Origin of the sequence: Glutamicibacter sp. BW77, assembly GCF_002332285.1 — a bacterium.
Lineage (GTDB): Bacteria > Actinomycetota > Actinomycetes > Actinomycetales > Micrococcaceae > Glutamicibacter > Glutamicibacter bergerei.
In genome coordinates, this window is record NZ_NRGT01000057.1 from 74,292 (window position 1) to 86,805 (window position 12,514).

The following is a 12,514-nucleotide window of genomic DNA, read 5'->3' on the forward strand; positions in this document are numbered from 1 at the left end:
TAGGTATCAGTGTCCTAGAACAGCCACTGCCACGGAGAAGTACACGATCAGACCGGCAGCATCGACAAAGGTGGAGATAAATGGGTTGGAAAATACAGCGGGATCAACTTTTAGCCATTTGCCAATAATTGGCATCACTCCACCGACTCCGGCCGCGATAGTACACAGGGCCACCAGTGTGATCCCAATGATCATCGCGATGGACCATTCGAAGATGAATCCGGCTACGCCGAAACCAATAGTTCCCAAACTCAATCCGAGCATCAGTCCCACACCAAGTTCACGCAGCAAGACCCTCCCAAGGTCCCCCACCCTCACATCGCCCATCGCCAGCGCCCGAGTGACTGTCGTAGCCGCCTGGTTTCCGGTATTTCCTCCGATACCTACCATCAACGGGATGAACAAGCTCAGGGTAACCATTGATTCGAGAGTTTCTTCGAAATTCGAAAGTACCTGCACGGTGAGCGTCGCACCGACGGCAAGGACCAACAACCAGACGATCCTGCTTCTGACGAGAGAACCAATCGTGGTGCTCAAGTAAGGTCGTCTTAATGGTTCGGCACCCGAACTACGAGCAGCTCGTTGTTCATCGGAATTGGTTAGCACCGAGACCGCATCAGAATGACTGAACACGCCCACCACACGACGCTCAGAATCTACCACCGGGGTCAGTAATTCTTGGCTCAATACCACCTGACGGGCAGCTTCCAGCACTGGTTCTTCGGCACTAACGCCATCGCCAGGGGTCAGCAGCTCCGAGATTAGTTGCTCTTCCTTTGCTGCCAAGAGATCACGCAATGAAACGACGCCACGTAGCCTACGTGTCGAATCGGTGACTACGAGGGTATAAACGCTTTCTGCGGTCTCAAGTTTGGCGCGCACTCGTTGCATGCTTTCGCGCACGGTCAGCTCTGGGTGGGTGATGACAAAGTATGGATTCATCAGATGGCCCACGACTCCGGCACGGTACCCCAGCAACACATTGACCTCGTCTCGCTGTGCTGAGTCCAGCCCTTGCAGCAGCGTTGCCGCTAGATGGGCAGGCAACTCATCGAGGAGCGCCACGCGATCATCGGCAGCCATGACTGCGAAGGTTTCGCTGACCGTATCGTGTTGCAAGCCGCTGATAAGTTCGGCTTGCAGGGCCGGCTCTAAGCGTGCAAAGACCGCCAGCGCCTGTTCTTTAGCTAGCAGTCGATAAGCGATGGCCATTTCTTTGGCCGAGAGCCGATGAAGTTGTTGCAGGGTTTGTGGCAAGTTCAGCTCACGCAGGAGCGCAGCGAGTTCTTTGAAATCTTGTGATTCTAAAAGATCTTGAATCTGCGAGGAAATGGTCGAGAAGTCTACTTGAATTGAAGAGCGCATAAGGATCAGTCCAAACGGTGTTTAGACGCGTCATTCCGGGAAATAATACGAAGCACAATTGAATCGCCACCCGGAAAACAAACGGGTGACAAGTCATTCGGTCTTCGCGCGACGAATGAAGCGAAACGAAAAGGAATCGAAGCGCGATACCCCACCGTTTAACCCAGCACTTAGGCTCAGCTTAAAGAAGGAAAAAGGGAGGTCGCGTGTACATAGATCGACTAGAACCATCGTCCATGCAGCTCACCTCCTTGAATAGGTCCGGGCTTACGCCCGAGAAACACCTTGCTTCATTTCTATCACCTTCCGCACCCATAAAGGACATCAGCACGACAAGATCACATCCGCCAACGCAAAGAGCGTGCGGTGACCAGCAGTCACCACACGCTCTTTGCAACCTATCGAATTAGCATTCGACAACGTTGACGGCTAAACCGCCCATCGCAGTTTCCTTATACTTATCGCTCATATCCTTGCCAGTTTCACGCATGGTGATGATAACTTCGTCCAGGGTAACGTGGTGCTCGCCGTCTCCCATCAACGCCATTTTTGCGGCGTTCACGGCCTTAGAAGCTGCAATCGCGTTACGCTCGATGCACGGGATCTGCACTAGACCTCCAATGGGGTCACAGGTCAGTCCAAGATTATGCTCCATGGCGATCTCTGCGGCATTCTCTACTTGAGCTGTAGTACCGCCGAGGATTTCGGCGAGGCCACCGGCCGCCATCGATGAGGCAGAACCAACTTCACCCTGACAACCAACCTCGGCACCCGAAATCGAAGCCTGCTCCTTGTACAACACACCTACGGCGCCAGCAGTGAGTAGGAAGCGCACTACAGCGTCATCCTTTTCCTCTTCGTTCCAGTATTTAGCGCCCGGGGCGTAATGGGTTGCATAGAAGAGTACTGCTGGGATGATGCCGGCAGCACCGTTGGTTGGTGCGGTGACAACTCGCCCGCCCGAAGCGTTTTCTTCATTGACTGCCAGTGCCACCAGGTTGATCCATTCCTGCCAGAACACCGGATCACGGTCTTTATCTTCCTTGCGTAAACGCTCATGCCACTCTGGGGCACGGCGACGAACCTTGAGTCCTCCGGGAAGCACGCCGGTACGTTCCAAGGAGGCGTCTTTGCACTCCTCCATGACCTTGTAAATATGAACCAGACCCGAACGAATTTCTTCGCGAGTACGGTAGGTCTCTTCGTTGGCCATCATGATCTCGGCAATTGACTTGCCAGAATTCTTTGAGTGTTCCAGTAATCGTGCAGCGGTAGTGAACGGGTACGGTTGCTGCTTGACCTTTTCTTCGAGGTTTTTTTCAAGGCGTTCTTCGGCGCCTTCGCGCACAATAAATCCGCCACCGACAGAGAAGAACGTTTCGTTCAGTAGTTCTTCGCCCGCTGCATCAAGAGCAATGAACTTTACGCCGTTGGTATGGCGCGGCAAGACCGTCAACGGGTGCTGAATCATGTCGTTGACGGTGTAGTTCAGGTCCTTGCGAGCATCCATTTGGGACGCAAAGCGAAGTACGCCGCTTTGTTCCATCTGTGCCAAGCGCTCATCAACCTGGGCTGGCAGAATATTTTCTGGCTCGTACCCTTCGAGTCCAAGCATGATTGCGGTGAAGGTTCCGTGACCCCGGCCGGTCGCTGCGAGCGAACCGTAAACATCAATGCGCAGGGAGGTGAGGGCTTCAAGCTGGCCTTCACGAATCACCTGGGCCACGAATGCGTGCGCCGCACGCATTGGTCCCACGGTGTGGCTGGAAGATGGTCCAATACCAACCGAGAACAAATCAAATACGCTGACCGCCATGACGGGTCACTTCCTTAGAACAGAGAGAATTCGGTACTGCAAGCACCAAATAATTGTGTGGTGGGGTAGAAATTTGTGGTTCGTCCCCGTGCCTCGCATTTTCTGTGGGTGCCAGATGCGAGAGAGACAAAGGGCCCGGAACGCGATGTTTCCGCTTTCCGGGCCCCTCTTTCAATCAGAAGCTGTTACTCGGAAACCTTTTTAAGTTCCGGGTACAGTGGATGAGCCTCGGCGAGCTTTAGCACTCGTTCCTTAAGCTCTGGCAAGACAGCAGTATTGCCATCAACACCAGCAATCAAAGCCTGCGCAATAATCTCCGCAACCTCAACAAAAGCAGCCTCAGAAAAACCACGAGTCGCCAACGCAGGAGTACCAATACGCAGGCCGGAAGTGACCATTGGCGGGCGTGGGTCAAACGGAACCGAGTTACGGTTCACGGTGATTTCCACCTGTGCCAAGAGGTCTTCGCCCTGCTGACCGTCCAGCTCGCTGTTACGCAAGTCAACGAGTACCAAGTGAACATCGGTGCCACCGGTCAACACGCTGATACCCTTGGCAACAACGTCTTCCTGGGTCAGACGTTCAGCCAAGATGCGTGCACCAGCCAAGGTGCGCTCCTGGCGCTCCTTGAACTCTGGCGTCCCAGCAATCTTGAAGGCTACCGCCTTACCAGCAATCACATGCTCCAACGGACCACCCTGCTGACCAGGGAACACCGCCGAATTCAACTTCTTCGCAATATCCGCATCATTCGACAAAATAATGCCACCACGTGGACCCGCAAGGGTCTTGTGGGTCGTCGACGTCACCACATGCGCATGCGGAACCGGAGAAGGATGCAACCCTGCAGCGACCAGGCCAGCAAAGTGCGCCATATCAACGAACAAGTACGCGCCAACCTTGTCAGCGATCTCGCGGAACCGAGCGAAGTTCAACTGACGAGGATACGCAGACCAACCAGCAATAATCATCTTCGGCTGGTGCTCCACGGCAAGGCGCTCCACCTCATCCATGTCCACCTCGTAAGTCGTCTCATCCACACCGTAAGGAACGATGTTGAACAAACGACCCGAGAAGTTGATCTTCATCCCGTGAGTCAGGTGACCGCCGTGAGCCAGGTTCAAACCCATCACGGTATCGCCCGGGCGAACCAACGCGTGGAACACCGACGCGTTAGCCTGCGCACCAGAGTGCGGCTGCACGTTAGCGAACTTCGCACCAAACAGGTCCTTGAGCCGTTCAATAGCCAACGTCTCAATAACGTCAACTTCTTCACAACCACCGTAGTAACGACGACCCGGGTAACCCTCAGCGTACTTATTAGTCAGTACCGAACCCTGCGCCTGCATCACTGCCTGCGCCGTGTGGTTCTCCGAAGCGATCATTTCCAGACCACGCTGCTGACGAGCCAGCTCGGCATCGATACGCTGCGCAATCTCTGGATCTAGCTCCGCTAGCGACTGCGTCAAGGACGCAGGGGCCAGGGATTCAAAAGTTGTATTGCTCATTACTCGACGTTTCCACCATTCGCGCTGGCGTAATCTACTGCGGAAAGCAGTGGGCCTTCTTCGCTGACCTCAACGGTGAACAGCCAGCCGTTGCCGTATGGGTCTTCGTTCAGGATTGCCGGGTTATCGGCGGCTTCCTGGTTGACCTCAACGATGGTGCCGGTCACTGGCGAGTACAGGTCGGAAACCGACTTCGTGGACTCAACTTCGCCACAGGTCTCGCCTGCGGTGACGGTGTCGCCAACTTCTGGAAGGTCAACGTAAACCACGTCGCCTAGTGCGTCGGCAGCCACCTGGGTGATGCCAACCTTGGCTGGTGATGCTGCATCGATCCACTCGTGTTCGGCCGAGTAGCGCAACGATGAAAGAACTTTACTCACGATAATTCCTCTCCCAAGGGAAATGGTGGGCGTCTTTACGACGCCCGCTTAGGTTAAACGTTACTTGGCTCGGGTGTAGAACGGCAGTTCTACGACCACAAATGGCAAAGTCTTGCCACGAAGGTCGACATCTAGCTCAGTTCCAACTTCACTAAATGCAACATCTACGTAACCTAGAGCTACCGGGTAGCCCAGGCTTGGCGATGGCTGACCGGAGGTGATCTCACCAATGGTCTCCCCATCCTTGACGATGGCGTATCCGCCACGGCCTGCACGCTTGCCTAGACCCTTCAGGCCAACAAGTTTGCGTGCCGGGGTTTGTCCTCGCAGTGCTTCAAGAGCTTCGCGACCAACAAAGTTTTCGGTCTTCTTGAAGGAAACTACCGGACCAAATCCAGCGTCAAATGGGGTGCGGTCAACGGACAGCTCGTTGCCATATAGCGGCATGCCAGCTTCCAAACGCAGCGAGTCACGTGAGGCCAGGCCACAAGGAACTAACTCGTGATCCTTGCCTGCTTCCACGGTCTTGTCCCAGATCGCGGTGGCATCTTCGTTGGCGATGATCAGTTCGAAGCCGTCCTCACCGGTGTAGCCGGTGCGTGCCAGCAGCACGTCGATGCCGCCCAGAACTACTTCGATTGCCGCGTAGTAGTTCAATTCCTTCACGGCGTTCACGGTCTGCTCATCGGCTGCCAGTGCGGACACGATCGCTTCTGCGTTCGGGCCCTGCACCGCGATCAGCGAGGTGCGTGCGGACGCGTCATCAACGACCACGTTGAAGCCAGCTGCGCGTTCTGCCAGCTTGGCGGCGACTACCGGTGCGTTGCCAGCGTTTGGAACCACCAGGAAACGTTCTTCGCCGAGGCGGTAAACGATCAGGTCATCAATGATTTTTCCGTCTTCATTGAGGATCAGCGAGTATTTAGCCTTGCCGACCTTCATCACCGCGAGGTTGCCAGCCAGCGCGGTGTTCAGTGCCACGCCGGCTTCGGGGCCGGTGAGCCAAACTTCACCCATGTGGGAGAGGTCAAAAAGGCCCGCGGTGGAACGTACTGCCTTGTGCTCGGCTAGTTCCGAACCATACTTCAGTGGCATATCCCAGCCACCAAAGTCGGTGAACGAAGCGCCTAATTCGGCGTGCTTCTCGTGTAACTCTGTGTGCTTAATATCAGTCATCACGATGTCCTAGTCTTCGAAGGCTTCAGGAGGTGGGCAGGAGCAGATCAGGTTACGGTCACCAGCTGCACCGTCGATGCGTCCGGTGGCCGGGAAGTACTTATCGCGCTTGAGGCTGGCGACCGGGAAGGCTGCCTGCTCTACGGAGTACTTACGATCCCAGCTGCTGTTGACTACGGCCGAGACACTGTGTGGAGCGTTGCGCAGTGGCGACTCTTCGATGCTGTAGACCCCTGCAAGAACTTCCTGCATTTCCTGGTGGATGGTGATCATCGCTTCGATGAAGCGTTCGATCTCGACCAGGTCTTCGGACTCGGTTGGCTCAACCATCAGCGTGCCAGCAACCGGGAAGGACAGCGTTGGTGCGTGGAAACCGAAGTCGATCAGGCGCTTAGCCACATCTTCTGCGGTAGCTCCGGTCTTCGCGGTCAGTTCGCGAAGATCCAGGATGCACTCGTGAGCTACCAATTCCTTGTTACCGGTGAACAGTACCGGGTAGTACTCGTTCAGGCGCTTGGCAATGTAGTTGGCGTTCAGGATCGCGGTCTTGGTCGCGTCGGTCAACCCGTCGCCACCCATCATGGCAATGTAAGCCCAAGAAATTGGCAGTACGCCGGCGGAGCCGAACGCGGTAGCCACTACCGGCACACCGTCACGCTCGGAATAGGTACCCGATGGGTCACCTGGCAAGAATGGCACGAGGTGTTCGCCCACACCGATGGGGCCAACACCTGGTCCGCCACCACCGTGTGGGATGCAGAAGGTCTTGTGCAGGTTCAGGTGGCTGACGTCGCCACCGAACTGACCTGGCTGAGCCAGACCGACCAGTGCGTTCATATTTGCACCGTCGATGTAGACCTGACCGCCGGCGGCGTGGACCTTGTCGCAGACTTCGCGTACGTCCGCGTCATAGACACCGTGGGTGGATGGGTAGGTGATCATAATGGCCGAAAGGACATCTTTGTTCGCCTCGATCTTGGCATCAAGATCGTTCGCATCGATGGTGCCGTCTGCCGCGGTCTTTACGACAACAACCTTCATGCCGGCAAGTACTGCGGAGGCCGCGTTGGTGCCGTGGGCCGACGCCGGGATCAGGCAAACGTTACGCTGGCCCTCGCCGCGGGAGGCGTGGTAACCGGAGATGGCAAGCAGCCCCGAGTATTCGCCCTGGGAACCGGCGTTTGGCTGGATCGAAACGCCAGCGTATCCGGTAATGGTGGTCAACCGGCCCTCAAGGTCGGTGATCAGCTCGCGCCAGCCTTCGGTCTGCTCGGCCGGAGCGTATGGGTGGATCGAAGCGAACTCTGGCCAGGTGATGGATTCCATCTCGGCGGCCGAGTTCAGCTTCATGGTGCATGAGCCCAGTGGGATCATGGTGCGATCCAACGCCAGGTCGCGGTCGGCCAGGCGGCGCAGGTAACGCATCATCTGGGTTTCCGAGGAAATGGTGTTGAAGATTGGGTGAGTCATGAACTCGCTGGTGCGAACCTGGCCCTCTGGGATGTCGAAGCCCTCTGGTGCGGATAGCTCAAGACCGAAGACCTCTGCCAGCGAGCGAACAATCGCCGCGGTGGTGGCCTCATCGGTGGAGATACCCACCTGGGTTTCGGAAACCTTACGCAGGTTCACGCCCGACTCAGCGGCCTTGGAAATGATCGCTGGTGCATCGTCGACGTTCACTACTACGGTGTCGAAGAACGAGTCGCTGGCCAGAGTGAAGCCACCGGCTACCAGTGAGCTGGCGATGACACGTGCGTGGTTGTGTGCACGGCTAGCAATCATCTTTAGGCCTGCTGGGCCGTGGTAGACGGCGTACATCGAGGCGCAAATTGCCAACAGTGCCTGTGCGGTACAGATGTTACTGGTGGCCTTCTCGCGGCGGATGTGCTGCTCGCGAGTCTGCAGTGCCAAACGGTAAGCAGGGGTGCCGGCGTCATCGCTGGAGACGCCAACCAGACGACCTGGCATGGAGCGGGTCAGACCGTCAGCCACGGCGAAGTAGGCTGCGTGCGGGCCACCGAAGAACAGTGGCACGCCGAAGCGCTGGGTGTTGCCCACTGCGATATCCGCGCCCTGCTCACCCGGAGGGGTGATCATGGTCAGCGCGAGCAGGTCGGCGATAACAGTGACCATCGCGCCGGCGTCTTTGGCGGCCGCGATGATCTGCTTGTGGTCGGCAATAGAGCCGTCGTTGCCCGGCTGCTGCAGCACGATACCGGAGATTTCACCCTCGGGCAGACCCTGCGCCAAGTCGGCAACTTCGATTTCAAAGCCCAGCGCATCCGCGCGTCCCTGGATGACCTTGATGGTCTGCGGGAAGATATTTGAATCCAGGACGGTCTTGCCATTGCCCTTTTTCTTGTTGACACGGCGCATCATCAGCACCGCTTCGGCTGCCGATGAAGATTCATCAAGCATCGAGGCGTTAGCGATGGGCAGGCCGGTCAGATCCATGACCATGGTCTGGAAGTTTAGTAGCGCTTCGAGGCGACCCTGCGAGATTTCTGGCTGGTACGGGGTGTAAGCGGTGTACCACGCTGGGTTTTCCACGATGTTCCGACGGATCACTGGTGGGGTGATGGTGTCGTAGAAGCCCTGACCAATCATCTGGGTCTTCATCACGTTCTTGGAAGCCAAGCCGCGCAGGTGAGCCAGCGCTTCGGTTTCGCTCAGTGCCGAGGGAAGATCCAAGGCAGAAGCCTGGCGGATATCAGCCGGAACTGCGGTGTCGATGAGCTCATCGAGGCTGGAATAACCCAGCGTCGAGAGCATGTGGTTTACATCGGCCGGACGTGGGCCAATGTGGCGTGACACGAATTCGCTACTCGTGGATGCCGAGGTCTGCGTAATAGTCATGGTGCAGTTATCTCCAGGGGGATCTGTCTTGGCGCATGCCAAAGGAAGGTCTCTGTCCCTCCCCATCCCTGTTTCATAACCTGAGAGTTTTACACATCCGACCAACAAAGCCGGTTGCTTGCACCTTCGGTGAACCGGAACGGGCCGGTTTCTTTCCAGAGTTGCCTCGTGATGGCGGTACGGGGGCCTGAGAGTTTCCTGGGGAGGAATTGCTCCTACGGCGCCCATCCATGGTGTGAACGGGTCTCTCCCGCCATCCGTCGAAGGCTGCGGCCCAGCTCTAATGATCTGAGACACAGTCACATCTTACCTGCTACCGCGAGGCTAGTCCAAGACTTAAAACCCTTCCCGGTTCATAAATGCAAACAATCGCGTCTTTTAGGACAGTTTGACGTAGTCGGGGTACCTCGCTGACAAGGTATCCCCCGAAGAAGTACCGGTAAGCCGGCGTTTAACCCATGGACCTAAATGCTCTCTCGCCCAGCCCATGTCTTGGCGTAATCTTTCACCGCGCGAATTAACCGGGAGCTCAGGTAAGCCAGGAAGATTGATTTGCTCTACCCACTGCGGGTCTGCGATGTTGTGTTTTCCAAGCAGTTCCAGCACCTTGTAGGCCATCAGCGTGTGGCCAAATTCGTTCATATGCAGACGGTCACCGGCCCAGTAACGCAGGTCAGAAAATTCTCTCCAGCGCCAGTAATCTGCCACGATCGCCCCGTGGTTATCGGCGATTTCGCGGATCTTCTCGTTATAGATCGCCGTGCGTGGCCGTGTCTTGTTAAAAAGCGGCGAGTCGACGGTATCAAAACCGGTAAAGAGCACCACGGTACTGCCTGCCTCAATGAAGCGACGCACCATTCCGTCATAACCGCGCATCAGGGCATCCAGGTCGGCGCTGGGGCGCAAAATATCGTTCCCGCCGGCATAGATAGTTACCAGATCCGGCCTCAGTGCCAACCCTGCGTCGAGTTGCTGATTGATGACCTGACCAATCTTTTTGCCACGAATCGCCAGGTTCGCGTACTGCCAATCACCTTGGGTGCACAATACTTCGGCGACTCGGTCCGCCCAGCCCCGCACCCGGTTCGGGCGCACCATGCTGATATCTCCGACGCCTTCGGTGAAGGAATCTCCTAGCGCAAGGAATTTCACTTTGCTCCCTTCGCCAAGATGAGCTGGCGTGCCAGCTGGCTGAGCTTCACACCAGTTGAAATGTCCTTGGGTCCTTCATTGCGTGAAGGGATGAATCCAAAGCCGAGCTGGTAGGCCGGATCAGCGAAAGCCAACGATGAGTTCGCCCCGTCGTGGCCGTAGGCGAAGATTGAGCCGTAATCATTGCGGGCCGTGGCCTTCATGAAGCCCACGGCGAATGCTTGCAGTAGTCCATTGGTACGGTCTGGCCCGTACACAAGTTCGGTAGAAACCTGAGCCCAGGTATCGGCACTGAGCAATCCTTTGCTCACGCCAAGGGCCGGTACTGCGCCAAAGGAGGCGGCGTAAATCCCGGCGAGCGCCTCGGCGTTGGCCACCCCACCCATGGATGCTGGACCCAAGCGGCGCACCTGCGCCGAGTTGGCTAGCTCGTGCCAGTTGTAGACCGGACCGGATTCTAGGGCGAAGCCTGAGGTGGAGTTCACCGATAGTCCGGTCGGTGAGAATGGATCCATGAAGGCAGGTGCTTGATCAGCGGCAGGCAACACGTCGCGATAGCGTGGTTCAATCTCTGGACCGTGCCCGATATAGGCGTCCACGCCTAGTGGTCCGCGAATACGCTTTTCGTAGACGTCTTTGAGTTCTTCTCCGGTCACCCGGCGCACGAGCTCCTCCATGAGTACGCCCATGGTGATTGCGTGATATCCCACGATGTTCTGCCCCAATGGCCAGATGCTTGGCATTGAGGCGAGGACCTTGGCGTATTCGGCCGAGTTCAACAGGACTTCGCTGGGGACCCCTCCGGGAACGCCGAGCACGCCAGCTTGGTGGCTGAGCACTTCTCCGACGCTAAGTTTTTCTTTGCCGCCGATAGCAAATTCTGGCCAATAAGTACCGATAGGAGCGGTCGGATCAAGCAAACCGTCTTGGATCAGTAGCGCGATTACCAGTGCACTCAAACCCTTAGTGCAGGAGAAGATGCAGGTCAGTCCGTCACCGGAGAGGTGTTCGCCGACGCTGTGGCTTAACACCAATTCTCCGCGGTGGTAAATAGCTAACTGGGCTGAGTAATTTTCTTCTTCTGCGGCCCGAGCTTCGAGCGCTTCGGCAAGTGGTGCGAAATCTTCAGAAATAACCGAATGCATGAAAATCCTTTAAGTGCTTGTTACTTATCAACTAACACTAGTATCAGTTGATAAAAATCTATGCTTGGTTTTCGACTGTTTCTTGGCGGAACCGTAGTTTCCAGCCTGCGTTGGTTTGTTGCCACCACGAAGAGCACACCAGAACCGGTGAGTTGGCGGGGTTCATCCGATAAGCGATGAGCACCAGCGAAGTATCCAGTAGGCGGGCGGTCAGTAGTTGTACCGGGCCGGTTTCCGGCAAGGTGCCTGAACTCTCAAGGATTGTACGCACGGTACTGACGTCTAAGAGTGAACCGTCGCGGCAAATTTCCTGGTAGCTAGGATGCAGGAAATCGTTAACCTCGGTGAAGTTCGTGCGTACTTGTGCGTCGAGCAGTCCCTGTTCCAATTCGAATACGGTTCCGGTGACATCTAGGCTCGCATTTTCTTCGGCAGCGCAGTCCGTCTCGGACTGCGGCGCTGGGGCGCCAGCTGTCGCCGGTGCGCTTGAACCGAGGTAGCCGGGTCCTGGATCTGGCGTTTTACCGCTTTGATGCGCGGTGGCCGCGGCACGAGCACGGTCATCTGCTTCTTCGTTGAGTTGATGACCGGCGTGGCCTTTAACCCACTCGAAGGTGTACTTACGTCCGACAATCGCGGTATCGAGTTCGCGCAGAATCTCCTGATTGAGTACCGGCTTGCCGTCGGACTTCTTCCACCCTTTTTTCTTCCATCCCGGCATCCACTTGCTGATGCAATTAATCGCATATTGGGAGTCGCACAGGATTTTTAGTTCGGTTTCGGGTTCCTTGGCGGTGGCTCGGAAGAGTTCGAGTACCGCTTGGAGTTCACCCATGTTGTTGGTTCCGTGGTCCCAACCGCCGGAGCCCCAGTTATTGTCATCGATATACCAGGCCCACCCCGCAGGTCCAGGGTTACCAAGAGCAGAACCGTCAGCTGCCGCAATGATCGTCATATTAATAATCCTGCCATGTCCACCCCACATCTATAGACGACCTTCGTGCTGATGTTCTATTTTTAACGCGCAAAGTCCCGGTGGATCCTTTTTAGGTGGTCCACCGGGACTTCGTCTCAGTCTTATGCTGTTGCTGAGTTGCTTAGTTTTTGGTGCGGAAA

9 protein-coding genes and 1 riboswitch are annotated in these 12,514 nt (G+C 56.3%); all 9 genes read right to left on the reverse strand.

Going from position 1 to position 12,514, the window contains the following annotated elements; translation table 11 throughout:
• Positions 1-6: 6 nt before the first annotated feature.
• The 9 genes from mgtE to CIK74_RS08745 all read right to left on the reverse strand — a co-directional run bounded on the left by mgtE (position 7) and on the right by CIK74_RS08745 (position 12,353).
• Positions 7-1,365 carry a magnesium transporter gene (gene mgtE, locus CIK74_RS08705; protein ID WP_096255619.1) on the reverse strand — a complete coding sequence of 453 codons (1,359 nt, stop codon included), beginning with the start codon at positions 1,363-1,365 and terminating at the stop codon, positions 7-9.
• A gap of 406 nt (positions 1,366-1,771) precedes the next feature.
• Positions 1,772-3,181, reverse strand: a complete 1,410-nt coding sequence (locus CIK74_RS08710; RefSeq protein WP_096255621.1) for an L-serine ammonia-lyase — start codon at positions 3,179-3,181, stop codon at positions 1,772-1,774.
• 185 nt (positions 3,182-3,366) lie between these two features.
• A complete protein-coding gene (gene glyA, locus CIK74_RS08715) occupies positions 3,367-4,689 on the reverse strand; it encodes a serine hydroxymethyltransferase (RefSeq protein ID WP_096255622.1) in 1,323 nt (440 codons plus the stop codon).
• Positions 4,689-5,069, reverse strand: a complete 381-nt coding sequence (gcvH, locus tag CIK74_RS08720) for a glycine cleavage system protein GcvH (RefSeq protein ID WP_096255624.1) — start codon at positions 5,067-5,069, stop codon at positions 4,689-4,691. Before gcvH ends, glyA begins: the two co-directional genes overlap by 1 nt.
• 60 nt (positions 5,070-5,129) lie before the next feature.
• The gene (gene gcvT, locus CIK74_RS08725) at positions 5,130-6,245 is read right to left on the reverse strand and encodes a glycine cleavage system aminomethyltransferase GcvT (RefSeq protein WP_096255625.1); all 1,116 of its coding nucleotides are present in this window, start codon (positions 6,243-6,245) and stop codon (positions 5,130-5,132) included.
• A gap of 9 nt (positions 6,246-6,254) precedes the next feature.
• Positions 6,255-9,101, reverse strand: a complete 2,847-nt coding sequence (gene gcvP, locus CIK74_RS08730) for an aminomethyl-transferring glycine dehydrogenase (RefSeq protein ID WP_096255627.1) — start codon at positions 9,099-9,101, stop codon at positions 6,255-6,257.
• Between the two features lie 165 nt (positions 9,102-9,266).
• A riboswitch (glycine riboswitch) is annotated at positions 9,267-9,364 on the reverse strand.
• Positions 9,365-9,479: 115 nt separating this feature from the next.
• The gene (locus CIK74_RS08735) at positions 9,480-10,253 is read right to left on the reverse strand and encodes an SGNH/GDSL hydrolase family protein (RefSeq protein ID WP_256382723.1); all 774 of its coding nucleotides are present in this window, start codon (positions 10,251-10,253) and stop codon (positions 9,480-9,482) included.
• Entirely contained in the window at positions 10,250-11,398 is a 1,149-nt protein-coding gene (locus CIK74_RS08740) for a serine hydrolase domain-containing protein (RefSeq protein ID WP_096255628.1), read from the reverse strand. Before CIK74_RS08740 ends, CIK74_RS08735 begins: the two co-directional genes overlap by 4 nt.
• A 58-nt stretch (positions 11,399-11,456) precedes the next feature.
• Positions 11,457-12,353 carry an RNase H family protein gene (locus CIK74_RS08745; RefSeq protein WP_096255630.1) on the reverse strand — a complete coding sequence of 299 codons (897 nt, stop codon included), beginning with the start codon at positions 12,351-12,353 and terminating at the stop codon, positions 11,457-11,459.
• Positions 12,354-12,514 lie beyond the last annotated feature (161 nt).